The sequence below is a fragment of the Streptomyces sp. ST2-7A genome, assembly GCF_021390475.1.
Classification (GTDB): Bacteria; Actinomycetota; Actinomycetes; order Streptomycetales; family Streptomycetaceae; genus Streptomyces.
In genome coordinates this window covers 41,902-66,919 of the sequence record NZ_JAJUWS010000014.1, presented here as the reverse complement: position 1 = coordinate 66,919, position 25,018 = coordinate 41,902, and the positions used below count along the sequence as shown (strand labels likewise).

The 25,018-nt window shown below is 75.6% G+C and carries 18 protein-coding genes; 16 read left to right on the top strand and 2 right to left on the bottom strand.

Annotated elements, in window-relative coordinates:
* The first annotated feature begins 139 nt into the window (after positions 1-139).
* The 8 genes from LZF96_RS11045 to LZF96_RS11000 all read left to right on the top strand — a co-directional run bounded on the left by LZF96_RS11045 (position 140) and on the right by LZF96_RS11000 (position 13,375).
* A complete protein-coding gene (locus tag LZF96_RS11045; protein WP_233869562.1) occupies positions 140-529 on the top strand; it encodes a helix-turn-helix transcriptional regulator in 390 nt (129 codons plus the stop codon).
* 324 nt (positions 530-853) lie between these two features.
* A complete protein-coding gene (locus tag LZF96_RS11040; RefSeq protein WP_233869559.1) occupies positions 854-2,113 on the top strand; it encodes a DUF3344 domain-containing protein in 1,260 nt (419 codons plus the stop codon).
* A gap of 110 nt (positions 2,114-2,223) precedes the next feature.
* Positions 2,224-3,750 (top strand): glycosyltransferase, encoded by a 1,527-nt coding sequence (locus LZF96_RS11035; RefSeq protein ID WP_308294184.1) that lies wholly within the window; start codon positions 2,224-2,226, stop codon positions 3,748-3,750.
* Positions 3,751-3,881: 131 nt separating this feature from the next.
* Entirely contained in the window at positions 3,882-5,117 is a 1,236-nt protein-coding gene (locus LZF96_RS11030) for a sugar transferase (RefSeq protein WP_233869556.1), read from the top strand.
* A gap of 1,022 nt (positions 5,118-6,139) precedes the next feature.
* A complete protein-coding gene (locus LZF96_RS11025; protein WP_233869553.1) occupies positions 6,140-7,453 on the top strand; it encodes an O-antigen ligase in 1,314 nt (437 codons plus the stop codon).
* Positions 7,450-10,557, top strand: a complete 3,108-nt coding sequence (locus LZF96_RS27005) for a lipid II flippase MurJ (protein WP_308294183.1) — start codon at positions 7,450-7,452, stop codon at positions 10,555-10,557. The genes LZF96_RS11025 and LZF96_RS27005 overlap by 4 nt, the downstream gene beginning before the upstream one ends.
* Positions 10,558-10,631: 74 nt before the next feature.
* Positions 10,632-11,897 carry a glycosyltransferase gene (locus LZF96_RS11005; RefSeq protein ID WP_233869698.1) on the top strand — a complete coding sequence of 422 codons (1,266 nt, stop codon included), beginning with the start codon at positions 10,632-10,634 and terminating at the stop codon, positions 11,895-11,897.
* The gene (locus tag LZF96_RS11000; protein ID WP_233869550.1) at positions 11,894-13,375 is read left to right on the top strand and encodes a hypothetical protein; all 1,482 of its coding nucleotides are present in this window, start codon (positions 11,894-11,896) and stop codon (positions 13,373-13,375) included. The genes LZF96_RS11005 and LZF96_RS11000 overlap by 4 nt, the downstream gene beginning before the upstream one ends.
* Before the next feature lie 246 nt (positions 13,376-13,621).
* On the opposite strand, the gene LZF96_RS10995 is transcribed toward LZF96_RS11000, so the two are convergent.
* A complete protein-coding gene (locus tag LZF96_RS10995) occupies positions 13,622-14,833 on the bottom strand; it encodes a glycoside hydrolase family 26 protein (protein ID WP_233869547.1) in 1,212 nt (403 codons plus the stop codon).
* Between the two features lie 349 nt (positions 14,834-15,182).
* Here LZF96_RS10995 and LZF96_RS10990 point away from each other — a divergent pair, with 349 nt between their 5' ends.
* The 8 genes from LZF96_RS10990 (at position 15,183) to LZF96_RS10955 (ending at position 23,444) form a co-directional block, all read left to right on the top strand.
* Positions 15,183-16,712 carry an ATP-grasp domain-containing protein gene (locus tag LZF96_RS10990; RefSeq protein WP_233869544.1) on the top strand — a complete coding sequence of 510 codons (1,530 nt, stop codon included), beginning with the start codon at positions 15,183-15,185 and terminating at the stop codon, positions 16,710-16,712.
* 132 nt (positions 16,713-16,844) lie between these two features.
* The gene (locus LZF96_RS10985) at positions 16,845-18,269 is read left to right on the top strand and encodes an NAD(P)-binding domain-containing protein (protein WP_233869540.1); all 1,425 of its coding nucleotides are present in this window, start codon (positions 16,845-16,847) and stop codon (positions 18,267-18,269) included.
* A 281-nt stretch (positions 18,270-18,550) separates the two neighbouring features.
* Complete coding sequence (locus LZF96_RS10980) at positions 18,551-19,606, top strand: hypothetical protein (protein ID WP_233869537.1); 1,056 nt, start codon at positions 18,551-18,553, stop codon at positions 19,604-19,606.
* A 101-nt stretch (positions 19,607-19,707) separates the two neighbouring features.
* Positions 19,708-20,046: a rhodanese-like domain-containing protein gene (locus LZF96_RS10975; RefSeq protein ID WP_233869534.1), complete on the top strand. Its 339-nt coding sequence runs from the start codon at positions 19,708-19,710 to the stop codon at positions 20,044-20,046.
* 508 nt (positions 20,047-20,554) lie between these two features.
* Positions 20,555-21,709 (top strand): cytochrome P450, encoded by a 1,155-nt coding sequence (locus tag LZF96_RS10970; RefSeq protein ID WP_233869695.1) that lies wholly within the window; start codon positions 20,555-20,557, stop codon positions 21,707-21,709.
* A gap of 24 nt (positions 21,710-21,733) precedes the next feature.
* Positions 21,734-22,906: a type III polyketide synthase gene (locus LZF96_RS10965; protein WP_233869531.1), complete on the top strand. Its 1,173-nt coding sequence runs from the start codon at positions 21,734-21,736 to the stop codon at positions 22,904-22,906.
* Between the two features lie 118 nt (positions 22,907-23,024).
* The gene (locus LZF96_RS10960) at positions 23,025-23,207 is read left to right on the top strand and encodes a hypothetical protein (protein ID WP_233869528.1); all 183 of its coding nucleotides are present in this window, start codon (positions 23,025-23,027) and stop codon (positions 23,205-23,207) included.
* Between the two features lie 69 nt (positions 23,208-23,276).
* Positions 23,277-23,444 (top strand): hydrophobic protein, encoded by a 168-nt coding sequence (locus tag LZF96_RS10955; RefSeq protein WP_233869525.1) that lies wholly within the window; start codon positions 23,277-23,279, stop codon positions 23,442-23,444.
* Between the two features lie 123 nt (positions 23,445-23,567).
* Here the strand turns inward: LZF96_RS10955 and LZF96_RS10950 are convergent, their stop codons facing one another.
* Positions 23,568-25,010, bottom strand: a complete 1,443-nt coding sequence (locus LZF96_RS10950) for an MFS transporter (RefSeq protein ID WP_233869522.1) — start codon at positions 25,008-25,010, stop codon at positions 23,568-23,570.
* Between the last annotated feature and the right edge of the window lie 8 nt (positions 25,011-25,018).

Genomic DNA, 25,018 nt, shown 5'->3' with positions numbered 1-25,018 from the left:
GGCGGAGGGGCCGACGGGGGGTGCGGACACGGGCGCTCCTCGGCTCGGGGCGATCGGGCGGCCCCACCATACATGAATCAATGAACATGTGTTCATTCGTTCATTCATCCGTGTGGGCTTCCCCGGTACCCTGTCGCCCATGGGCCATGGAGTCGTCGCCGGTGATCGGGATGGTGTCGGCGGTGCCGTGCCGCGCGTGCGGCTGGACGCCGCCGGCGCCGAGCGGGTGGCCGCCACGCTCCGCGCCCTGGCCACCCCGTCCCGGCTGTTGATCCTCGCCCGCCTGCGGGAGGGCCCCCTACCCGCCACGGAGTTGGCAACCGAGGTGGGGATGGAGCAGTCCGCCTGTTCGCACCAGCTGCGTCTGCTGCGGGACCTGGGCCTGGTCACCGGCACCCGTCAGGGGCGGTCGGTGGTGTACGCGTTGTACGACCGGCACGTCGCCGACCTGCTCGACCACGCCCTGCACCACGCCGAGCACCTCAGGCTCGGCCTCACCGACCCCCCGGCGGGCGCGCCGAGCGCCTGAGGTTCTCGCTCCGGGGTGCTCTCGGAGGCGTGCGCGGGGGTGTGCGCGACGCGGGGGTGGGCGCGAGGGGTGTTCGGCGTCACGCGAACGGCCCTTTTGTCATTCGTTCATTTAGTCAGCGTGTTCATCTTTTCCTGTTTTCCCTCTTTCCGTACGGTCATTTTCGGTCGGCGAGTTGTGCGGGAATGGGCATTTACTTTCTGTCAGAGTCATGTACCGCCCGGTCGAAAGGCCGTTCCCGGCCCGCGGGTACCGATTTTCCGACTCGTCGGCATTTCCGATCATCCTTGGTTATGTGGGTTGGTGACACTGGTGACAGAACTGATGAGAAGACCGACGCCGGAGGGAATTCCGGAAACACCCGCCGGAACACGGTGGGAGCCCGATCGACGGTCGGCGACGGGACGCCGGGCCCGGGCCCGGACCCGCCGCTCCGCACTCCGCGCTCCGCTCGGCGCCCTGGCCGCGCTCCTGCTCCTCCTCGGCCTCCCCGGCACCGCCGTGGCGGCCCCCGACGCACCGGAACTCCCCTTCACCGAGCGGTACCGCGTGGTCCAGCACGGCGGCATCGCGCGTGCCGCGAACTCGGTGATCACCTGCGTCGCGCCGGCCCTCCCCGACGCCGTGCCCTGCCCCGAGGCACGGGCCGGCGCGGCCGGGACCAACGGCGACTACGAGATGTTCTACATCGACGTCGACGACGATCCGAACACCTACAACTCCAGCCGCGCCGACCTCCGACTTCCCCCCGGCGCACGGGTCACCACGGCCCGCCTGTACTGGGGCGGGAACCTCCTCGCCGGCGAACGGAAACCCGCCGCCGACAACGCCCGGGTACTCTTCGCCGAGCCCGGCGGGAACTACAAGGAAATCCTCGCCGACACCGTCATCGGTCACCGTCCCACCGCCGTCGACGACGGTTTCACCGCCTCCGCCGATGTCACCGACCTCGTGCGGTACGCCTCTCCCGGCGCCTACACCGTCGCCCAGCTCAACGTCGCCATGGGCCACTCCCCGGTCGGCACCTGGGGCGGCTGGACCCTCGTCGTCCTCTACGAACACCCCGACGAACCCCTGCGCGTCCTCTCGCTGTGGGACGGCTGGGGCACCGTCGGTGGGAACGGCGGCGACCTCGTCGCCGACCTGCCGTCGGCGCCGCCCGGCCTCGCCGGGGTGCCCGGTCTTACCGCCCGACGCGGTGAGGGGGACCTGACGTTCACCGTCGACTCCCTGCGCGCGCCCGCCGGCGCGACCGGCACCCTCGGCGTCATCGGCTACGACGGCGACCCGGGAGCCGGGGACATCCTCACCGTCACCCCCGACCTCCGCCCGGCGGTCGCCCTCGGCGACGCGACCTCGCCCGCCGACGACGTCATGAACTCCACCATCGCCGATCTCGGACGCCACGTCACCGCTCGTGAACCGGCGCACCGCAACACCCTCGGCTACGACTCCAACCTCCTCGACCTCGGACCCGCCCTCGGGGACGGCGCCAACCGGCTGTCCCCGCGTTTCGCCGGTCGCGGCGACCGCTACCACCTGGGCGCGGTCTTCCTGCAGGTCGAGACCGAGAACCGCCGCTGAGCCGGCCCGGCACGGAAGGTCCCGTCCCCGACATGCGGTACTCCTCACCCCACCCCGATCCGCGTCCACCCACCCATCGGCGGGAGCGCCCGTGCCCTCCCGTGTCCGCGATGCCCGTCGTCCTGCACGTCGTGCAGCCCACCACCGGGGGTGTCGCGCGCGTCGTCCTGGACCTGTTGCGCGACCAGGTCGCCGGCGGACTGCGGCCCGCCCTCCTGTGTCCCCCCACCGGCCCGCTCGCGCCGACCGCCCGGGCACTCGGCGCGACCGTGCTGCCCTGGCCCGCCGGGCGCGAGCCCGGACCCGGCCTGGCCCGCGAGACCGCCGGCGTGCTCCGGGCCGTCGAGGCACTCTCCCCCCGGTTGATCCACCTGCACAGCGCGAAGGCCGGCCTGGCCGGTCGGCTCGCCCTGCGCGGCCGGTACCCCACCGTCTTCCAACCGCACGCGTGGTCCTTCGAGGCCGCCGGGCCGCTGCGCCCCGTCGCCGCGCGCTGGGAGCGGCACGCCGTGCGGTGGACCCACCGACTGCTGTGGGTCAGCGAGCGGGAACGCGCCGCCGGCCTGGACGCCGGAGTGGTCGCGGACGGAGCGGTGATCCCCAACGGCGTGGACACCGCCCACTTCACACCCCTGGACTCCGCCGCGCGACGCGGGGTTCGCGCCGGACTGCACGCCGTCCACGCAGTCCCCCCGCGCGCCCCCCTGGTGGTGTGCGTGGGTCGGCTGTCCCGACAGAAGGGTCAGGACGTGCTCCTGCGGGCCTGGCCGAGGGTGTCGCGTCGGCTTCCCGGTGCCCGCCTGGTGCTGGTCGGTGACGGCCCGGCGGGCGAGGCGCTGCGGATCGCGGCCCCGCGCGGCGTCCTGTTCGCCGGAGCCGTGGACGATCCCCGTCCCTGGTACGCCGCCGCCGACCTGGTCGTCCAGCCCTCCCGTTGGGAGGGCATGGCGCTGACCCCGCTGGAGGCCATGGCCTGCGGCCGGCCGGTGCTGCTCACCGACGTCGCCGGGGCCCGCGAGTGCCTGCCGGAGGAACACCTCGCGAGCTGCCTGGTGCCGCCGGGCGACCCCCGGGCGCTGGCCTCGGCGACGGTCGGCCTGCTGGCCGACCCGGCGGCGCGCGTCGCCCTCGGCGTCGCGGCCCGTCGCCGGGTCCGCCGCGATCACGACCTGCGGGGCACGGCGGCGGCGGTGCGCGAGCTGTACCGCACGCTCCTGCCGGACCTCCCGGCCCCCGGCACGGACCCGACCGACGGCGGTGACGGGTCGGGCGCGCCCGACCCCGTCGTCCTCCCGGCCCCGGTTCCGGCCTCGCTTCCGGTCCCGGTTTCGCACGGCCGGGCGGGTGGCGTCGTTCCCGGCTCCGCCGGTCGGGGTCCGGAGACCGGAGCCGGAGCCGGACCGGGCGCTGTCACCCGACCGGGCGCCGTCACCGGGGCGGGGAACAACCCGGCGCCACCGGTCGGACCGGTCGGGCCGGGGGGTATCGGGGGCCGTCCCGGCCTGCCGGCCGGCGCCCGGGTGTTCCTGCGCCGGCCCCGCGGCGTCGTACCGGGCCGGCTCCCCCCGGGCCCCCACCCGACCGTCCGGGCCGGGCAGACCCCTCCGGTGGCGGACGGCGAGGCGGGCGGGCGATGACCACCGAGAGCCCACCGCCGCCCCTGCCCACCGCCCCCCGCCCACCGGGCACGGCGGTCGCGACCCCACCGATGAGTCACCCGATGGGCCGCCCGACGAAGCCCGGGGCGAACCCCGGGGGGAAGCCACCGATGAGCCGGCCCGGGACGGGCGCCGGCGCCGCCCCGGCGCTGCCGGCCCTGATCGCCGTCCACACGGTCCTGGCCTGGGCGGGACGGGCCGCCGTGCTGCGTGCCCGGAGCCGGCGGGCACGTCGGGCACCCCGCCCGACCGTGGTGATCGGCGCCGGTCGACCGGGTCGACGGATCGCCGCCGTGCTGCGCGAACACCCCGAGTACGGCCTGCGGCCCGTGGCCCGGGTGGTCGCGGGGGAACCCGGCCCACCCCCGGCCGGGTCGGCCGGGTCGGCCGGGCCCGCCGGACCGGCCGGTGGGACGGGTGGGACGGGTAGTGCCGGAGGGGCGTCGGCGCGCGGTGCCCCGGGCCCGCTTTCACGACCGGCCGTCGACCCGGGCGAACTCCCCGTCGTGCCGCCCGTGCCCCGGGAGTTGGACCGGCTCATCGGGCGGCACGGCCCCGTCGACGCGCTGTTCACCCACCACCCGGCCGGCCCCGGTGACGCGGCGCTGCTGCGCCGACTCTGGGAACGCGGTGGCGTCGCCTGGCTGGTGGAGGCCGATCCCGCCCTGCGTCGCCCCGCTCTCGCCGAACCCGGCGGCACCGCTGTGCGCGGCGCGCACCTGTGGGGTCACCCCTGCCGCCGCCTCGACCCCCCGCCGCGTCGCCGGGTGGCGGGCGCCGCCAAAAGGGCGGTGGACGTGGTCGGCGCCGCCACCGGTCTGGTCCTCGGCGCGCCGCTGTTGGCCGGTTGCGCGCTGGCCGTGCGGCTGGCCGACGGACCCGGTGTGATCTTCCGTCAGGAACGGGTGGGCCGGGACGGTCGGCCGTTCGTCATCCACAAGTTCCGCACTCTCCGACCGAACGACGACCGGGAGGCCGCCACCCGCTGGTCCATCGCCGACGACCGGCGGATGAGCCGGGTGGGGCGGGCCCTGCGCCGCACCTCGCTGGACGAACTCCCGCAGTTGTGGGACGTGCTGCGTGGCGAGATGAGCCTGGTCGGGCCGCGCCCCGAACGTCCGCACTTCGTCGAGCGGTTCGGACAGGTGTACCCGGGCTACGCCGAGCGCCACCGGATGCCGGTCGGCCTCACCGGACTCGCACAGACCAGCGGCCTGCGCGGGGACACCTCCATCGAGGACCGCGTCCGCTTCGACAACCACTACATCGACACCTGGTCGTTCTGGCGGGATCTGCGGATCCTCGCCCGGACCGCCGCCGAGTGCGTGCGCTGCAAGGGAGCCTGATGGTGCGTCGTGTCCTGCGTCGGTTGATCGCCGGCTCCACCGGGCCCGCCCGGGCCGCCGAGGTCCTCCGTTCCATCGACCCCGCCCCGATCATGCGGGGCACCGTCGGGCGCCGGAAGGCGACCCCGGTCACCGACCGGGGAACCGGTACGGGGGCCCGGGTACCGTTCCGGCCGGTTTCGGCCGGGCTCGTCCCCGGCGGCGCGGGCCCCCGACCCACCCTCCCGGCCGCCGGTGCCGTCGGGACCGGCGCTTCGTCGGAGGTGGCGGGAACGGTGGGGGCGACGGTCGGTCCGGCTTCCACCGCCCCGGTACCCGCCGGCGCCGCCCTCTCCCCGGTCGCCGGCGGCGCGGCGGCGTCGGGCTCGATGGGTGAGGCGGGTGAGGCGGACCGTCCGGTTCCCGTCGTAATGGTCCGTCCCGCCGGCGCCGCCCTCTCCCCGGACCCGGCGGCCGTTCGGTCGGCCGGGGCGGGTGACCGGGCGTCGGCGGGTTCCGCTTCCAATACGCCCCTTCCGACCGCCGGGTCCGCCGATTCGTCGGGGGAGATGGTCCATGCGGTTCCACCCGCCGGGACGCCCGGAGGCACGGGGGGTGTCACCCTTTCCCCGACTGTCGGGTTCGCCGGTTCCCCGCTCGGGGCGGGGACGGCGGTGTGCGGGGTTCCCCTCACCACGGTGTCCGCCGCCGGGGTTTATGGAGACGCGGGGGGTGTCACCCTCCCCTCGGCTGTCGGGTCCGCCGGTTCCCCGTTCGGGGCGGGGACGGTGATTCGTCCCGTTTCCGTCGCCACGGCCTGCGGCGGCGCGGAGGCGGCGGTCCGCTCCGGTCGGACGACCGCCGGGGCAGCCGTCGCGGTGTCCGGCGGCTCCCCACCCGGGCCCGTCCTTTCCGTCCCCGGCCCGGCGGGGGAACGGGGCGCCGCCCCGGGTGACCGGCCGGGCCGTCCCCACCCCGCCGGGCCACGTGCCCGGACGCGGAGTGTGGCGGAGGCGATTCGGCGCGCTCCGGTCCTCGTCCCGATGGCCGCCGTCACGCTGCTGCTCGCGGTGCCGGTCCCTCTGCCGTTGCCCGGCGCCGCCGCCACCGGGGTCGCCGACCTCGCCTCTCTGTTCCTGGTGCTGTGTTGCGTGCCGCTCCTGCTGCGGCCCCGGCCCGCCGGGGCGGAGCGGCTCTCGCCCCGGGTCCTGCTCGTCGTGGCCGTCCCGGCGGTGGCCTGCGCGGTGGTGACCGTCGCGGCCGGCGACCCGCTCGCCGCCGTCCCCGGATTCGCCCGACACCTCCAGGTGTTCGTCCTGATCCCCCTGGCGCTGCTGGTGGCGCTGCGCGCGCCGGGCCCGGCCCGGTGGGCCGCCGCACTGCTCCTGCTGCCCGCCGTGGTCCAGGGAACGGTGGGCACGATCCAGTACCTCACCGGAACCGGCGCCTCGTATATGGGCGAGGACATCCGGGCGGTGGGCACCTATGGCCCGCAGAACGTGATGGGCATGGCGGGCGTGGTGGCGGCCGGGATGGTGGTCGCCGTCGCGTTCGCGCTCGGCGGGCCACCGCGCGCTCCCGACGCCCGACGAACGCGCACGCCCCGGGCGCTCACGCGTTCGCTCGCCGCGCCCCTGTGCGCGGTGGCGCTGCTGGTGCCGCTGGTGGTGTCCTTCAGCCGTGGGGCGTGGATCGCCACGGCCGTCGCCTGCGCGGCGATGCTGCTGCTCGCCGGGCGACTCTCGCGGCGCGTCCTGCTCCTGCTGGCCTGCGGGAGCGTGCTCGCGGTCGGCCTGGCCGCCGCCGGCTCCGGGCAGGTCGCCGACCGGCTCACCAGCATCGTTCGTGTCACCGACACCCCCGACCAGTCGGTGATCGACCGGTACGCGCTGTGGGACGCGGCCCTGACCATGTGGCGAGAGGAGCCGTGGACCGGCGTCGGGCCGCGCGGTTTCGCCGATCACCGGGACGCGGCGGCCTCCGTCGCGCTGTCCTCCGGCAGCGACACCGGTGGCGCGGGGTGGGAGTTCGAGCGGCAGCAGTTGCTCTCCCCGCACAACATGTACCTGCTGGTCCTGGCCGAACAGGGCCTACTGGGGGCGACCGCGACGTTCGGCGCGTGGGCGGTCCTCCTGGTGGGCTGCCTGCGGCGGTTGCGGATCGTCCCGCCGGGACCGTCCCGTCGGCTCGGTCTGGCCGCCACGGGGTTGTTGCTCTGGCAACTGGTCAACTTCCTGTACGCGGACATCGGCGGACCCACCACCGTGGTGACCGGCCTGGCCTTCGGCCTGGCGGCCTGGTGGGCGCTGGCGCCGGAGTCCGCCACGGGGGTCGGGGACACCGGGGCGCGGCGGTGAGCGGACCGGGCACCGGGACCGGAGCCGGGACGAGCGGCGCCCCCGGTGCTTCCGGCGCGAGCGGGCGCGGGCCGGGAGGCGAAGCGGGGCCCGGCACCGGCCCGGGCCGGGAGGACCGGTTCGTCGCCCGGGCCGCGGGCGTCACCGGTCTGCTGCTGGCCGCCGGCGCCCTGCTGGGCCTGCTCCGTGACCGGACCATCGCGGGTCTGTACGGCGCCGGGGACGAGACCGACGCCTTCCTGGTCGCCTGGACGATTCCCGAGTTCGCCTCCACGCTCCTCATCGAGGACGCCATGGCGTTGGTGCTCGTCCCCGCCTTCAGCCTGGCCCTGGCCCACCGTGCCGCCCGGCGGGTCCCCGGCACCCCCGACCTCCCCGGCGGGGCCGCGGGCGGACCGGACCCGGTCCGGGCCCTGGTCGCCGCGACCCTTCCCCGACTGGCGCTCCTGCTGGCCGCGGCGGCGGCCGTCCCGGCCCTGGCCGCCCCGCTGGTGGTGCGCCTGCTGGCGCCGGGTCTCGCCGACCCGACCGCCGCCATCGCCTGCACCCGGCTGACGGCCGTCACCGTGCTCGCCTTCGGCGTCGCCGGCTACTTCAGCGCCCTGCTGCGCGCCCACCGCAGCTTCGCCCCACCGGCCGCCGTGTACGCGGTGTACAACGTCGGCATCGTCGTCTGCGCCCTCGCCCTGAACGGTGCGTGGGGCATCCGGGCGGCGGCCGTGGGCGTCGCGGCGGGCGGGGTCCTCATGGCACTGGTGCAACTGCCCTTCGTCCTGCGGCGCCTGCGCGAGCGGAACGTGCCGGGACCGGAGGGGCCGGGGAAGCCGGGTGAACCGGGGGACGCGCGGGGTTCGCGGGCCCCGGACGGCGCGGGAACGATGACGTTCGCGGTGGTGCTGCCCGTCGCGCTGTTCGCACTCGCCCGACAGTCCCAGGTGCTGATCGAGCGGAATCTCGCCTCCGACCTCCCCGCCGGTGCCATCTCGCACCTGAACTACGCACAGAAGATCGGCCAGCTGCCGATGGTCGCGGCCCTGATGATCTGCACCGTCACGCTTCCCCTGGTCGCCCGGGCGATGGCCGACGGCGACCTCGGACGGGCCCGCGACCGGGTCGAGCGCGACCTGCTGCTCGCCGGCGCGGTCGTCCTGCTCGGCACCGCCTGGATGGTCTCCTGCGCGCCGGAACTGGTCCGTCTGTTGTTCGAACAGGGTGCCTTCGACGCGGCGGCCGGCGCGGCCACCGCCGACGTGCTGCGCGTCTACGCCCTCGGACTCCTCGGCCACACCCTGGTCGGGGCGCTCATCCGGCCCTACTGCGCCGCGGGGCGGCCGGGCTGGTATCCCTTCGCGGTGATGTGCGCGGGACTGGCGGTCACGGTGGTGGCCGGCGTGGCGGCCGTCGATCGGTGGGGCGCCCCCGGTATCGCGGCGGCCAACGTGCTGGGAGTCGCGGTGACGGCGCTGCTGATGCTGTGCGGCGGCCGGTTCCGGGTGGTGCCGACCCGCCCGGGGCGGGTACTGGCGGACCTGGCCCGGCTCACGATCGCCGCCCTGCCGGCCGGCGCGGCGGCCCGATCGGCGGCCGACGCCGTGGCGGGCCTCCTACCGGCGGGACCGGCCGCCGCCGCGCTCGGTGCCGCGACGGGCGGGTTGGTCTGCGCGGTCGTCTTCGCGGCGGTGTGTGTCGTGGTCGGAGTGCCCGGCGCGCGCGGGGTTCCGGCGGCGCTGCGGGCCCGTCGGGGACGCCCCGATGGGTCGGAAGGTGGGAACGGTCCCGCCGGTGCCGCCGCCGCCGGTGCCCCGGACCCCTCCGGTGACGGTTCCGCCTCCGCTTCCGCCGGTCGGCCCACCGCGACGTGTGGGCCGTTCGGGACCGGGGACCTCATTCCCCCCGGTCCCCCCGGTGTCCCCGGTCCCCCCGGTCCCGGTGTTCCCCCCGATCGGGCCGGGGCGGTGCCGCCGGGGCGTTCCGTCGTCGGGCCGGGCCCACCCGGAGCGCCCCGGCCGCATACCGGCACCGGAGCCGTCCCGGTGTCGTGCGGGCCGTTCGGGACCGGGGACCCGGGCCGTCCCGGCGCCGCCCCGCCCCGCCCGATGGGCGCGCCCCGTCCGGCGGGCACGGGCGATCAGCCCCGTCCCGGTCCGACGCCGGTCACCTCCTCGCCCACGGTCCCTCCCGCGTTTCCGGTGCCCTCCGCCCCTCCCGCCCGCCGTTCACCGGTGGTCCGGCACCCGCCCCGGGCGGGTGCCGTCCCTCGGCCCCTCCCCGAAAGCGAGCCGCGACCGATGATCCCGCCCCTGTCGTTCCCCGCCCGCGTCCCCGCCACCGGCGCCTCACCCGGGTCCCGCCGTTCCGCCGCGCCCCTGCGGGTGCTGATGTACCACTCCGTCACGTACCCGCGCTCTCCCGGGGACGACCCCTACCGGCTCATCGTCACCCCCGCCCGGCTGGACCACCAGCTGGCCCTGCTGCGCCGGTGCGGACTGCGCGGTGTCTCGATCGCGGAACTCCTCGCGGCCCACGCGGCGGGCCGTTCCGTCGGTCTGGTCGGCCTGTCCTTCGACGACGGTTACGCCGACTTCGCCGAACACGCGCTGCCGCTGCTGCGCCGTCACGGCTGCACCGCCAGCCTGTACGTCCTGCCCGGCCTCTTCGGCGCCGACAACCGCTGGGACCCCGAGGGGCCGCGCAAGCCCCTGCTGGACGCGGAGGGCGTGCGGGCCTGTGCCGGGGCGGGCGTGGAGATCGGCTCGCACGGCCTGCTGCACCGCTCCCTGCCCGATCTCGACGCCGACGAGTTGCGCCGGGAGGTGCGCGGCAGTCGCGAGGCGCTGCGCGCGACGACCGGCAGCGCCCCGGCGGGCTTCTGCTACCCGTACGGTGCCGTCGGCCCCCGGGAGGTGGCCGCCGTGCGCGCGGCCGGGTACGACTACGCCTGCGCGATCGACCCCGGCCCACTGACCGGGCGTTACGCCCTGCCCCGGGTGCACGTGGGGGAGCGGGACGGCGCGCCGCGCCTGGCGCTCAAGGCCCTGCTGCACCCGGTCCGTCGCCGTCCGGTCCGGCGCGCGGAGCCGGTCGGCGCGGGACACTCCGCGTGAGGGGCGCCCCGGCCGGGCGCCGCGCGCCGGTGTCGCGCGCCGACCCGGCCGGCCCCGCCATCGCTCCCGGCACGGTGCGGGTGCTGCACGTCATCACCGGTCTCGATGTCGGCGGTGCCGAACGTCAGCTGCGCGAGCTACTGGGGCTCCTGCCCCCCGGTCAGGAGGTGGTCACGCTCACCGAGCCCGGTCCGGTGGCCCGCGAGATGGCCGCCGACGGCGTGCCCGTGCACCACGTCCCGATGGCCGGCAACCGTGACCTGCGGGCCCTGCCCCGCCTCGTCCGGCTGATCCGCGCGGGTGGCTACGACGTCGTGCACACCCACCTGTACCGGGCGTGCCTGTACGGCCGGATCGCCGCCCGGGCCGCCGGTGTGCGGGCCGTGGTGGCCACCGAGCACTCCCTGGGCGAGCACGACCTGGAGCGGCGACCGCTCGGTCCCGGCGTGCGCGGCCTGTATCTGGCGGGGGAGCGCCTGGGCACGGTCACCCTCGCCGTCTCCGACGTGGTGGCCGACCGGCTGGTGCGCTGGGGGGTGCCGCCCCGGCGGATCGCGGTGGTGCCCAACGGCGTGGACGCCGCGCGACTGCGGCCCGACCCGGCGGTCCGCCGGCGGGTCCGGGCCGGCTGGGGCGTGCCGGAGGGGACGCCGCTGGTGGCGGGCCTGGGTCGGCTGGTGCCGGGCAAGCGGTTCGGAACCCTGGTGCGGGCCCTGGCCCTGACGGCGGCCCCGGCCGACGCCGACCGGGCCGCGCCCGGTGGGGCGCCGGTGCCGCTGCTGGTGCTGGCGGGGGAGGGGCCCGAGCGGGACCGGCTGCGCCGGTTGGCCGCCGACCTCGGGGTGGCGGATCGGGTGCTGCTGCCCGGCAGCCTCCCGGCGGCCGAACTGCTCGCCGCCGCCGACGTCCTGGTCTCGCCCTCCCCGGCTGAGACCTTCGGCCTGGCGGTGCTCGAGGCGGTGGCGGCGGGCCTGCCGGTGCTGTACGCCGACTGTCCGGCGATCACGGAACTCCCGCCGGGAGCGGTGCCGGGGGCGCGTCGGGTCGCCTCCCGGGCACCGGAACTGGCGCGGGCGCTGTGGGAGATCACGGCGGACGGGCCGCCGGCCCGGCTGCCGGTGCCGGAGGTGCTGCGCCCCGGTGGGCGTTACGACCCGGTGGTGGTGGCGCGGCGACACCTGGACCTGTACCGGGCGCTCGCGATGGGCGCGCGGGTCCGCCACGCGCCGGGGCGGGCGCCGGAGCGGATGCCGGGGTGCGTGTCGGGGCGGGGTGGAGCGGGGGAATCGAATGACCGGCCCGCCGAACGGGACCGACCGACGCCATGGGAGAGAAGATGACACACCCCACGCAGCACACCCCCGGCACCTCCGGCGGAGCCGGCCGGACCGAGGAGATCCGTTCCGACGACGGGACGGCGGCCGATGAGGGGGCGATGGCCGATGAAGGGGCGGCGGCCGACGGGGCCGAACCCACCCCGCGTCCCCGCCGCCTCTTCCGACGTCGCGCGACCCCCGGGCGGGGCACCGGCCTCCGACGGGTGCTCCGCCGCTCGGCACGCCCCACCGGCGCCGCCCCGGAGACGGATTCCGGGACCACGGCGGCGGACATCCCACCGCGCGTCGGTGAGTCGGCCGGAACACCCGTCCCGGTCGGCTCCGCCGGTGCCCCGGCCTCCGGGGCGGCACCGTTCGCGATCACCGCCGAGGGGCGTGAACCCGCCGTGTCGGAGTCCTCCGGGGCCATCGCCCCACCCGCCGCCGGCGCCGCTCCGGGCCACCTTGAACATCCTCCGGGGGCGGGGTGTCGTCCGGCCTCCGCGGTCGCAGGCGGGGCGTTTCCTCCCGCCGGTTCGGACCTCGCCCCCGCCGACGGGGGTGCCCCGTCCGCACCGGTCGCGGTCGACGCCGGGGTCCCTGCCGGGGCCGGGGTCGATGGGACCGCCACCGCCTTCACCGATGCCGGCGCCGCCGCCGCCGGGAAGACCCCCGCCGTCCGCCGCGGCGGCGGGGTCGTCGCCGCGGCCCGGCTGCCGATGGCCTGCCTGCTCGCCGGCGCGCTGCTCGGTGCCGGCTGGTCCCTGCTATCCGAACCCCGCTACACCTCCCGCGCCCACGTGGTGGTGCCCGTGGGGGAGTCCGGGGACCACGCCCGGGCCGTCGGCATGGCCCGGATCCACGGTCGGCTCGCGGTCGAGCCGGTGGTGCTGGAGCGGGCCGCCGCGACCCTCGGCGTACCGGTGGCCGAACTGCGCGGACGCGTCCGCTCGGCGACCTCCCCGGACGCCCCGGTGGTCGAGATCACCGCCACCGACACCGACCCCGTCCGGGCGGCCGGGACGGCCGACGCCGTGGCGGGCGCGCTGGTGGCGCACGGTGCCGAACTCGCCGCCCCGGAGACCGGCGGGGCGGTCCCCGCGCCCCTGCCGCTCGCCGGCGCCCGACCGGCGTCCGCGCCGACCTCGCCCTCCCTCGTGGTGGCGACGGGGGCGGGGGCGTGCGCGGGGGTGATCGTGGGGGTGCTGCCCGGCCGGTTGCGGGGCCCCCGCGAGCGGCGCGGCGCCGCTCCCGGGCCCGGCGCCTCCCGGGGCATCCCGGGCCCGGTGTCCGGGACGACGCCGGCGTCGGTGTCCGTCTCTCTTCGCCTCCCCGGGCCGGGGACCGTCCCGGGCCCGGTGTCCGGGGCGCGGACCCCCGCGGTGACGGGAGCGGCGACCACGCCTCCCCCGCGTCGCCGACGGAGGGGCCCCGGCCCCGAGGTGATCCCGGCCCTGCCGCGCGGCCACCGGTTCCGCCGGGGGCGGCACGAACGCCGGTGACCCGGTCGGCACGGACCCGGGTCCGTGCCGACCGGCCGGTTCAGCGGCCCGTCGGACGGGCGGTGAACTCCCACCACCGGCGATCGGCGGTGGTGGGCGGCCGGGACACCGTCACGCACAGCCGGTCCGGCCGGGAGGCGCGCCCGAGGGTCACGCACACCTCCGCGGTGTGTCCCCGACCCGGTGCCCCGGCCGCCCCGGTGCCCGGTGCGGGGGAGGCGCCCCCGCCCGTCCCGCCGTCGGTCGTCACCTCCCCGGGCCCCCGCCCACCGTCACCTCCCCGGAACCGAGTACGGCCCGGAAGACCTCCGCCGATCGGGGGTTTCGTCCGCACCACCACACGCCGTGCGGACAGTAATCGCTGATCGTGTGATAGATCGGTTGGTGTTCGTCGATCCACTCCAGCATCCGCAGCACGTAAGCCGGGTTGTCGCCGTTGCGGAACAATCCCCATTCCGGATACGAGATCGGCTTTCCCCTGACCGCCGCGAACTCCACGTGGTCGCGCAGCCCCAGGGGTTGTTCCACGTGGTCGTCAAAACTGTTTCCCGGTGGCTGGTCGTAGGAGTCCATGCCGATGATGTCCACCACGTCGTCGCCCGGATAACACTCGGTCCACGGGATGGCGTCGGTGCCGCGATTCGGCGCGAAATCGAAACGGAATTCCTGGCCCGGCACCGACCGCATCACGGTGACGATCCGACGCCAATACGCCTTCCACACCTCCGGGTCGGGTCCGCAGCGATGGGCGTAGGTGGTGCCGTTCATCTCCCAGCCCGGCACGATCACGGTGTCCGACAGGCCGAGACCCACCAGACGCTCGGCGAGGGTGCGGAATCGCCGGTCGTGGGCGCCGAGCGCCCCGCCGGCCAGCGACCGCGCCACCGTGCGGTCCGGCAGCCGGGCCTCGTTGCGCTCCAGCATCGGCACGTTCAGCACGAACATCCGCTCCGGCGCGCCGCGCCGCCACTCCGCCCGGGGGCGCAGGAACTCCGGTCGGCCCTCGATGTTGGTCCACAGGTCGCCGGGCAGGTAGGTGTGGCCGACGGTCATCTCCGGGCCGTCGAGCCACTCCTCGAAGCGTCCGGCGCGCAGGGTGGCCTCGGGGCCGGAGCCGAGGAACGCGCCGAAGGAGATCCCGGCCCGCGTCCCGGCCGGGCCCGGGGCGTCCGCCGGGGCGGTGACGGTGGGCTCCGCCGGGTCGTCGGCCGCGGCCGGGGGGGTCGCCCCGAGGCCGTCCCGCGCCCCTCCCGCCTCCGCACCCGCCTCCGCGCCCGCCTCCGCACCCGCCTCCGCACCCGCCTCCGCACCCGCCTCCGGCTCCTCGGCGACCACCGTCAGGGGCGGGGACGGCGGGGACGGCGGGTCCGGCGGCTCGCCCGTCGCCCCCGACACGGGGGTCGGGAGCAGGGACGCGAGGACCGCGCCCGCCGTCAGCGCGCCGATTCCGCCTGACATGTTGCCTCCCTGTGGTCGAGGGCACCGGTGCGATCGGAGCGGTCGTTTTCCCCGGGGGGACATCGACCCGGCGCCCTTCCCCTTCCCGGTGCCGGTGCCGGTGCCGGTGCTGGTTTCGGTGGCGGTGTCGGCACCGGAAACGGGGTCGATGTTTTCCGTGGCCGTCCGTATTTTCCCGCCGCCCCATCACTCCGGTGGCGGAATATTCTTCCCGGATGGATTCCGGTACGGCGCGAGGGACTCGAGATTAAGCAGAAGATCTCTACAATGGGCTGCCCGAACGCTTTCCGGTAGTCCGATCGGGGCGCCAAATGCCCGAACGGGTCGGAACCGTGAAGGATGCCGTGACATGGGATCGCTCGACACGGCCGTGCCCGCCCTTTTGTTCCGCCTGGATCGCAACGCTTTCCATCACGGTTCCCTCGGTGCCGCCCGCTCCCTGGGGCGCGCCGGGGTACGGGTGCACGCCTTCACCGAATCCGTCCACGGGCCGCTGGCCTCCTCCCGTCACGTGCGGCGGGTGTACCCGATGCCGCCACCCACCTCCGGCTCCCCACCCTCGATCGAGGCGATCGAGCGGGTGCTGGGGCGGGTGGCCGATCGCATCGGCCGCCCCGCCGTACTGATCCCGATGGACGACGCGGCGGCCGTCGCCGCCGACCTGCTCGCCGACGAACTGGCCGGCCGCTTCCTGCTGCCCGGCGGCACGGGCGTGACCGGTCTGCCCGAGCGCCTGGCGGACAAGGCCGAGCTGGTCGGCCTGTGCCGGGAGCTCAACCTGCCCCACCCGGAGACCTACGCCCCCGCCACCGAGGAGGAGGTGCGGGCGGTGGTCGCCGAGCTGGGACTGCCGGTGATCGCCAAGTGGAGCCGGCCCGCGCTGCTGCCGACCGGGTCCGGGCTGCGCAGCACCACCCTCGTGCACAGCCGGGACGAGCTGTTGGGGCTGGTCGCCCGCACCGACGAGGCGGGCAGCCGACTGCTGGTGCAGCGGATGCTGCCCGGTGGGGCCGGCTGCGACTGGTTCTTCCACGGCTGCTTCGCCGAGGGTGGCCGGCTGCTGATGGGCGGCACCGGCCGCAAGGAGCTGGCCTGGCCGCCGCGCACCGGCCTGACCGCCGTCGGGAGCTGGCTGCCGCACCCGGGGATCGAGCGGGCGGCGACCCGGCTGGCCTCCCGGATCGGCTACCGCGGTGTCCTCGACCTGGACTTCCGCCGGGACCCGGCGACCGGCGACTACCACCTGCTGGACGCCAACCCCCGCCCCGGCGCGCAGTTCCGGTTGTTCACCGACCGCACCGGCCTGGACGTGGTGCGGGCCCTGCACCTGATGGCGACCGGTCGCCCGGTGCCGCGCGTCGTCCCGGTGCCGGGACGGCTGTTCGTCACCGAGAACTACGGTCTGCTCTCCGCCCTCGCCGAGCTGCCCCGCCGCCGCACCGGGCCCGGTGCGGACGGGGCCGACGGCTCCGCCGCCCGCAACCGCAGCCGCAGCGGCGCGCCGCTGCGGCTGCGGGCGGGCGGCACACCGCTGCGGGTGGAGACGGCGTGGTTCGCACCGGACGACCCGGTGCCGTTCGTCGCGATGTCCGCCGGCTGGCTGGGACGGGCGGTGGAGAAGGCCCTGCGCCCGCTCCGGGAGCGCCGGGCGGGCCGTGCGACCGGGGGTGCCGGATCCTCCGGGCGGGCCGTCCCGGCTCCCGACGCCGCGGCGTCCGGGGCCGCGACTCCCGAGAGCACGGCGTCCGGGGCCGCGGCCGGGAGCACCGCCGGCCCCGCCGCCGGAACGGCCCGCCCGGCGCGCGGTTCCCGTCGGGAGACGCCGGGGCGGGTCGCCGTCCGTGCGCTGCGGCCCGTCCGCGATCACTTCTCCGCCTGACCCCCGGGGCGGCCGACCCCGGCGTTCCGCCGCCGGGTCGCCCCCGCCGAACTCCGTACATCCCCGTATCCCGCACCCCTCCGGGCACCGTTCCCGGTACCGGACGACCCCCGAAAGAGAGCGGCTGATCCGATGCACGACCTGGTAGTGGTGGGCGCCGGCCCCTACGGACTGTCCATCGCCGCCCACGCGGCGGCGGCCGGCCTGGACCTGCGGGTCCTGGGCCGGCCCATGGCCTCCTGGCGGGACCACATGCCCGGCGGCATGTTCCTCAAGTCCGAGCCCTGGTCCTCCAACCTCTCCGACCCGTCCGGTACCCACACCCTCGCCGCCTGGTGCGCCGAGCGCGGTCTGCGGGCCGACCACGGTGTACCGCTGCCGATCTCCACCTTCACCGACTACGGCATGTGGTTCGCCGGGCGGCTGCGGCCCACGGTGGAGGAGCGGCTGGTGGTCTCCGTGGCGCCGATGCCCGGCGGCTACCGGGTGGAGACGGCCGACGGCGAACTGTTCACCACCCGGACGGTGGTGGTGGCGGCCGGCGTGATGCCGTTCGTGCACACCCCGCACGCGCTGCGGGGCCTGTCCCCGCACCTGGCCTCGCACAGCAGCTCGCACGCCGACCTCGCTCACTTCCGCGACCGCGAGGTGACCGTGATCGGCGGCGGCCAGGCCGCCCTGGAGACGGCGGCGCTGCTGCTGGAGAACGGTGCCCGGCCCACCGTTGTGGCCCGCGCCTCGACACTGCGCTGGAACACCCCGCCGCAACCACTGCGCCGGGGCCTGCGGGAGACCCTGCGCGAGCCGCACAGTGGCCTGGGCACCGGCTGGAGCAGCTGGGTGTGGTCGGAGGTGCCGGGCGCGGTGCGGGTGCTGCCGACGGCGATGCGCACGCACATCGCCTCCACCGCGCTCGGCCCGGCCGGCGCCTGGTGGCTGCGCGACCGGGTGGTGGGCCGGGTGCCGATCCGACTGCGCCGACAGGTGGTGACGGCCGATCCCGTCGGCGACCGGCTGCGGCTGCGGGTGACCGGTCCCTCGGGGTACGGCCCGATGGAGACCGTGGAGACCGACCACGTGATCGCCGCCACCGGCTTCGTGCCCGACGTCAACCGGCTGAACTGGTTGGCGCCGGAGCTGCGGGTGGGGGTGCGCCGGGTGCGCGGCACCGGGGCGCCCGAACTGGGCGCGCACTTCGAGTCCTCGCGCCCCGGGCTGTTCTTCGCCGGACTGCCGGCGGCGCCCTCCTTCGGGCCGTCGATGCGCTTCGTCCACGGCGCCACGTTCACCGCCGGCCGGCTGGTGCGCGGGGTGCGGCGCCGGCTGGGCGGGCGACCGCTCCACCCGGGGATCCGGGTGCCCGCGCCGGCTCCCGCCCCGTCCGCCGGCGTCGCCGAGCCGGCGGCCCCGACCGCTCCGGTCCCGTCACCCGCGCACTCCGCCCCGCCGACGGCGCCCGTCGCGCCGGCGACCTCGGCCGGTGACGTCACGCTGCTGCCCGGTCCCACCTCCCGTAGTCACGGGCTGCCGGTCCGGCTCCGCGACCAGCGCGGATGACCGCCCGGCCCGGGCCCCCGTTCCCCCCACCCGGGGCTTGAGTTCCAGGGATCGTCGCGACACCGCAAGATCACCACGTCCAACGCCCGCGGTCCTCGCGACTCCCACAGATCACGGGTGTCGCGAGGACCGTCGGAACTCGAGGGGGAGCGGGGGCCCGACCGCGTTCCGGGCCGTTCTCCCGGGCGGGCCCGGGTTCCACCCGGCCCGTTCCCGTTCCCGTTCCCGACCGTCCGGGACCACCGACCGGGCCGGGAACGACCTCGTCTAGGCTTTCGGGGGTGAGCACCACGGAGGACCACGGCCCCAACGGCACCGACGCCCCGGGCGGGCCCGCCGCCGCCCCCGCGCCGGAGGCCCCGGAGGCATCCGACACCCCGGGACCGGCGGGAACCGCCGACGAACCCGGTACGGCCGGCACCGCCGGGACCGACCACGCGGCCGGACCCGCCGGGACCGGCGACATCGACCCGGAGGCCGCCGAACGGCTCGAGAAGGCGGTGCGGGCCGCCGAGGCCGCGCTGATCGAGTTCGAGATCGCCGTGGAGAGCTTCCGCATCGAGGTGGAGAACTTCTCCCGCCTGCACGACGAACGCCTCGGTCCGCTCTACGCCCACATCGAGGAGCTGGAGGCGCGGATCGCCGAGACGATCGCCGCGCGCACCGGTGACGCGGAGGATGTCCGCAGGGCCCGTGAGGCGCGTGCCCGGGTGCAGCCGCTGCCCGGCGTGGCGGAGCTGTTCCAGGACTGGCTGGGCTCCGACGGCCTGGCCCCCGACACCGCCGCGATGCTCACCAACCGCACCGCCACGCCCCCGCCCCGGGTGCGGCCGGGCGCCGAGGCCCGGACCCTGTTCCGGGAGCTGATCCGCCGCTGCCACCCCGACCTGGTGACGGAGCCGGCGGAGATGGACCGACGGGGCGCGTTCGTGACCCGGGTCAACCAGGCGTACGCGCTGGGGGACGTGGCGACGCTGCGCGCGCTGACCGAGGAGTGGGAGGCGGGTCCGTCGCGTGGCCCGTCGCCCATGCAGCGGGGCGAGGAACTGGTCGCCCGCCTGGGCTGGCTGGCCGAACGCCGGGATCTCCTCGCGGAGATCGCCGCCTCCCTGGAGGGCGGCGCGATCGGTTCGCTGTTGCGCCTGGGGGAGGAGGACCCGGACGCGCTGCTGGAGGAGATCGCCGAGGGGCTGCGGGAGAAGATCCGCACCCGCGAGGCGGAGCTGTACCGGGCCGGGACCGTCATCGGCCCCGGTGGTGAACCCGGTGCCGGCACGGCGTCGGACCCCGGCACCGGCGCCGACCCCGACACGGGTACCGGCTCCGACACCGCCTGACCCCCACCGCTCCCGGTGCTCGCCCGGTCCTCTCTCCCGTCGTCATCGCCCGTGCCCGATTCGGCCGCGGTCGGCCGCGGTCGGTCGCCTACAGTCGTGGGATGAACTTCGCACAGGTCCCCACCGTGACGGTGGACGCCGTCCCCGCCGACGGGCTGCTGCTCGATGTCCGCGAGCCCGACGAATGGGCCGCCGGGCACGCCGAGGGCGCCCTGCACATCCCGATGGGTGAGGTGATCGCCCGCCGCGCGGAGATCGAGGAGCGCGCCGGTGACGGCCCGGTGCACGTGGTGTGCCGGGTGGGCGGCCGGTCGGCACAGGTGACCGCCTACCTGACGCAGCAGGGCGTGGACGCGGTCAACGTGGACGGCGGAATGCTCGCCTGGGAGGCGGCGGGCCGCCCCCTGACCGCCGACGGGGAGTCGGCCCGGGTGCTCTGAACCGGGGCCCGCGAGCAAACACCGCGAAACCACAAAGAGGCAACGGCCGCACGGCGGGCCCCGTCGGAACGATCCGGCGGGCCCTTCCGTGCGAAAGGGCCCCGTCACCGGGTGAGGCTATGGGCAGGGGATGCGGCACAGTGTTCCGAAGCCGGGGCCCGAGGTCGTACGGACCGTCGCGGGGTGGGGCCGGGGCTTTGCCCGCAGGGGTGAATTCGCGGCGGCGCACACATGAAGCACCGGCCCGCCGGGGAGGCAGGGACCGCTCACGACCCACCGGCGTCGCCGTCCGGCGACGCCCCTCCCCACCCACCGGAGGTTCCGCGTGGAAACCACCGGCCACGCCCGTCCGGCCGACCCCATCGACCCGGCCTGTCCGACCGAAGCCCCCGCCCCGCGCCCCGCCGGCGCCTGCCCGGCGGGCGCCGGTGCCGCGGGCGCGCCGGGCACGGACGCCCCCACCCTCTCTCCCGCCGTCCCTCGCTGCACCTTCACCGACGTCACCGCCCTGGACCCCGACCCCGAACTGACCCGCCTCGCCGCCGAGACCCCCCTCACCCGCATCCGCATGGCCCACGGCGAGGGCGAGGCGTGGCTGGCCACCCGCTACGAGGACGTGCGCCTGGTCACCACCGACCGCCGGTTCAGCCGGGCCGCCGTCATCGGCCGTGACTTCCCCCGGATGACCCCCGCCCCGATCGTGCAGGACGAGTCGATCAACCTGCTCGACCCGCCCGAGCTGACCCGCCTGCGGCGGCTGGTCTCGCGCGGCTTCACCGCCCGCCACGTCGAGCGGCTGCGCCCGCACACCCAGCGCACCGTGGACGGCCTGCTCGACGGGATGGCCGAGCACGGCCCGCCCGCCGATGTCGCCGCCCACCTCGCCGCCCACCTGCCCATGACCACCATCTGCGACCTGCTGGATGTGCCGCGGGAGGACCGGCCCGCGCTGCGCCGCGACGCGATCGCGCTGATGGCCGTCGGCAACCCCGACCGGGACGCCGCCGTCCGCGCCAAGGCCGATCTGCGCGCCTACTTCGCCGATCTCACCGCCACCCGCCGCCGCACCCCCGGCGAGGACCTGCTCAGCACCCTGGCCGCCGCCCGGGACGGCGAGGAGGTCCTGGACGACGACGAGTTGGCCGTCATGGGCATGGTCCTGCTGCTCACCGGCCACGACACCACCACCTACCAGATCAGCAACATCACCCACACCCTGCTCACCCATCCCGAACCCCGCGCCAAGCTCCTCGCCGCCCCCGACTCCCTGCCCGGGCTGCTGGAGGAGCTGCTGCGCTTCATCCCCTTCCGCAAGGGCGTCGGCATCCCCCGGATCGCCACTGAGGACGTGGAGGTCGGCGGCGTCACCATCCGCGCCGGTGAGACCGTCCACGTCTCCTACCTCGCGGCCAACCGCGACCCGGAGGCGTACGAGCGGCCCGACGAGATCGACCCGGACCGCGAGGGCCCCTCCCACATGGCCTTCGGCTGGGGCTCCCACCACTGCCTCGGCTCCCACCTGGCCCGGATGGAACTCCAGGTCGCCATCGGCACCCTCTTCGACCGTTTCCCCTCGCTGAGACTCGCCGTCCCCGCCGAGGAGATCGAGTGGAACACCAGCTCCATCTGGCGTTTCCCCCTCGCCCTCCCCGTCGCCTGGTGACGGGAAGGGACACAAGGACCCCCCATGCCCACACTCTGTCGCCCGGCCGTCGCGGTACCCGAACACGTCATCACCCGCGAGGAGACCCTGGACCTGGCGCGCGTCACGCACGCCGACCACCCCCAACTGCCCCTGGTCCTCCGACTGATCGAGAACACCGGGGTCCTGACCCGGCACATCGTCCAACCCATCGAGGAGACCCTGCGCCATCCCGGTCTCACCCGTCGCAACGCCGTCTACGAGGCGGAGGCCAAGGCGCGCGTCCCCGCCGTCGTCTCCCGGGCGTTGGCCAACGCGAACCTCGACCGGCGCGAGATCGACCTCATCGTCTACGTCTCGTGCACCGGCTTCATGATGCCCTCGCTCACCGCGTGGCTGATCAACACCATGGGATTCCGCTCCGATACCCGTCAACTGCCCATCGCCCAACTCGGATGCGCGGCCGGCGGGACCGCCGTCAACCGCGCCCACGACTTCGTCTCCGCCTACCCGGAGAGCAACGTCCTCATCGTCTCCTGCGAGTTCTGCTCGCTGCTCTACCAACCCACCGACCTGGGCGTGGGATCGCTGCTGTCCAACGGCCTGTTCGGGGACGCCATCTCCTGCGCCGTGGTGCGCGGCGGGGAGGGCGGCACCGGCGTCCGGCTGGAGCGCAACGGCTCGCACCTCGTTCCGGACACCGAGGACTGGATCTCCTACGCGGTCCGGGAGACCGGCTTCCACTTCCTGCTGGACAAGCGGGTCCCCGGCACGATGTCCATGCTCGCCCCCGCCCTGCTCACCCTCGCGGGCGAACACGGCTGGAACGCCTCCGAGTTGGACTTCTACATCGTCCACGCGGGTGGCCCCCGCATCCTGGACGACCTGTGCCGGTTCCTGGAGGTGGAGCCGGCGATGTTCCGTTACAGCCGGGCCACCCTCACCGAGCGCGGCAACATCGCCAGCTCGGTCATCTTCGACGCCCTCGACCGGCTCTTCGAGGACGGCGGGGTGGAGGACGGCGCGCGGGGCCTGATCGCCGGGTTCGGCCCCGGCATCACCGCCGAGAGTGCCCTGGGCCGGTGGACCGTCGGCGGGCCGGCGCCGGGGGAGGCCCTGCCGGCGCAGGCCGAGCGGGCCGGGCGGGTGAATGGCACCCCGCCCGGGAAAGGCGTCGGGCGGACCCCGGCCGGTGCGGGGGTGGGCGCCGATCCGTGAGGTTCGGGGTTCCGGCCCCCGGACCGGGTGCCGTTGGTTCCGCCGACTCCTCCCGTCGCCGTCTCCGTCCCCGTCGTCCCAGCCGTCCCGACTCCGGGCCCGGCGGGGACTTCCCGGTTTGCGGAGGACGATCACGGGTGAGACGGAGATCATCGCCACCACGGAGGCGGAGGAGGACCGGATCACCGCGATCCACCTGCTCCGCGCCCCCGGAGAGGTCGTGTCACGTGCCGCGAACACCCTGATGAGGGGGTGGGAGCGGAAGGTTCAGGAAAGCGGAAAAATTCCGGAACCGAAGTGAGTGACAGGAGCATGACGGGGTAGGCGGCGATTACGCAGGAATGAAGACAACCGGGAGAAAGAAGACAAAATGCCTTGGCTGATCGTTCTGCTCCTCGTGCTGCTCCTGTTCGGTGGCGGCTTCGTGCTGGAGGCACTGTGGTGGGTCGCCGTGATCGCCTTGGTCGTGTGGGCTCTCGGCTTCGTTCTGCGGAGCACCAACTCCACCGGCGGTCGTGGTACGTGGTACCGATGGTGACGGGCCGCTGAAGCGGCCCCCCCAAGCGCAACGGCGGCCCCACCGAACGGTGGGAGCCGCCGTTTCGCGTTTCAGCAGGTGGGGCCCACTGTGGCTTTCGGTCACAGTGGGCCCCACCTGCTGTTATGGCTGTGCGTGATGGTCTCCGGGAGAAGCTGGGGCGGCCGGCGCCGGTACACCGGTCCCGTCGTTCGATTCCTCCCCCCGGGGCCTCTCCCGTTCGGCCGCCTTCCGCTCCGCGTCCTCCATGGCTCGTTCCCGGACCACCGTCATCCCGGTGAGCAGGGACAGCATCACCACGGCCGTCACCGCGAACACCGCGCGCAGCCCCCACACCTCCGCCACCAGCCCGCCGAGCAGCGCGCCCAACGGGCGGGTGCCCCAGGCCACCAGCCGATAGGCGCTGTTGACCCGCCCCAGCAACCGGTCCGGGGTGATCCGCTGCCGCAGCGACACGACGACGATGTTCCACGCCACGATCCCGACCCCGCCGAGGGCGAACGCCGTTCCGATGACGAACGGGTCGGTGGTCAGCGCCGGGGTCCCGACCATCAACGCGCCGGTGAGCACACTCCCGAAGATCAGCACCACCCGGCCGAACCGACGCTCCATTCCCTCCACGAGGAACGAACCGACCACGCTGCCGCCCGCCATCGTCGCCAGCAGCACGCCGAACGCCGGCTCCGAGAGCCCCATCGGCGATCCCGGCCCCACCGCGAACAACACGATGATCGCCATCACCGCGCTGGTCGCCAGGTTGAACCCGCCGGTCATCATGGCGAACGTGCGCAGCAGCCGGTTCCCCCACACGAAGCGCAGCCCCTCGGCGATCTCCGTGCCCACCGCCGCGAGCCGCCGTTTCCGGACCTTCCCCTCCCGACCCCCGGCCGTTCCCGATTCCGCTCCCGGCTCCGTTCCCGCTCCCGCCGACCCGGCCCGGAACGACCCCCGCATCGGCCACAGCACGAGCACCGCGACCACCCACAGCGCCCCCGGCGCGGCGAAGGCGGCGAGCACCCCGGCCGCCACGAGGAACCCGGCCAACGGCGGACCGACGAACTCGTTGGCGCTCAACTCCACCGCGTACAGGCGACCGTTGGCCCGGCTCAACTGATCCCGTCGCACCACGCGGGGCAGGATCGACTGCGCGGAGGTGTCGTACACCGTCTCGGCGGTGCCCAGGCCCAACGCGACCGCGTACAGCGCCCAGATCGAGTCCAGCCCCAGGGCGACGGCCGGCACGAGCAGCGCGAGCAACGCCCCCCGCAGCAGGTTCGCGCCGAGCATCAACCGCCGCCGGTCCAGGCGGTCCACGAAGACACCCACGGGCAGCGCGAACAGCAGCCACGGCAGGGTGAGGGCCAGCATGACGCCGGCGACGGCCGCCGGGGAGCGGGTGAGCTGCGCGGCGGCCAGCGGCAGCGCGAGCTTGGCGACGCCGTCGGCGAGATTGGACAGCCCGGAGGCGGTCCACAGCAGGCGGTACGAGCGCCCCAGCGGCTCGCGCGCGGTGGCGTGTGGAACGGTCGGCGGTCGGTCGGTCCCGGAATCCCCGTCGGTGGTCATGGAAGGAG

Excerpts from the sequence above, each read along its gene's own strand:
- LZF96_RS11035 (WP_308294184.1), top strand. The coding sequence starts at position 2,224 with ATGCCCGTCGTCCTGCACGTCGTGCAGCCCACCACCGGGGGTGTCGCG.
- LZF96_RS10990 (WP_233869544.1), top strand. The coding sequence starts at position 15,183 with ATGGGATCGCTCGACACGGCCGTGCCCGCCCTTTTGTTCCGCCTGGAT.
- LZF96_RS10950 (WP_233869522.1), bottom strand. The coding sequence starts at position 25,010 with ATGACCACCGACGGGGATTCCGGGACCGACCGACCGCCGACCGTTCCA.
- LZF96_RS11040 (WP_233869559.1), top strand. The coding sequence starts at position 854 with ATGAGAAGACCGACGCCGGAGGGAATTCCGGAAACACCCGCCGGAACA.
- LZF96_RS10965 (WP_233869531.1), top strand. The coding sequence starts at position 21,734 with ATGCCCACACTCTGTCGCCCGGCCGTCGCGGTACCCGAACACGTCATC.
- LZF96_RS10985 (WP_233869540.1), top strand. The coding sequence starts at position 16,845 with ATGCACGACCTGGTAGTGGTGGGCGCCGGCCCCTACGGACTGTCCATC.
- LZF96_RS11025 (WP_233869553.1), top strand. The coding sequence starts at position 6,140 with ATGGCCGCCGTCACGCTGCTGCTCGCGGTGCCGGTCCCTCTGCCGTTG.
- LZF96_RS10955 (WP_233869525.1), top strand. The coding sequence starts at position 23,277 with ATGCCTTGGCTGATCGTTCTGCTCCTCGTGCTGCTCCTGTTCGGTGGC.
- LZF96_RS11000 (WP_233869550.1), top strand. The coding sequence starts at position 11,894 with ATGACACACCCCACGCAGCACACCCCCGGCACCTCCGGCGGAGCCGGC.
- LZF96_RS11030 (WP_233869556.1), top strand. The coding sequence starts at position 3,882 with ATGAGCCGGCCCGGGACGGGCGCCGGCGCCGCCCCGGCGCTGCCGGCC.
- LZF96_RS10975 (WP_233869534.1), top strand. The coding sequence starts at position 19,708 with ATGAACTTCGCACAGGTCCCCACCGTGACGGTGGACGCCGTCCCCGCC.
- LZF96_RS10995 (WP_233869547.1), bottom strand. The coding sequence starts at position 14,833 with ATGTCAGGCGGAATCGGCGCGCTGACGGCGGGCGCGGTCCTCGCGTCC.
- LZF96_RS11045 (WP_233869562.1), top strand. The coding sequence starts at position 140 with ATGGGCCATGGAGTCGTCGCCGGTGATCGGGATGGTGTCGGCGGTGCC.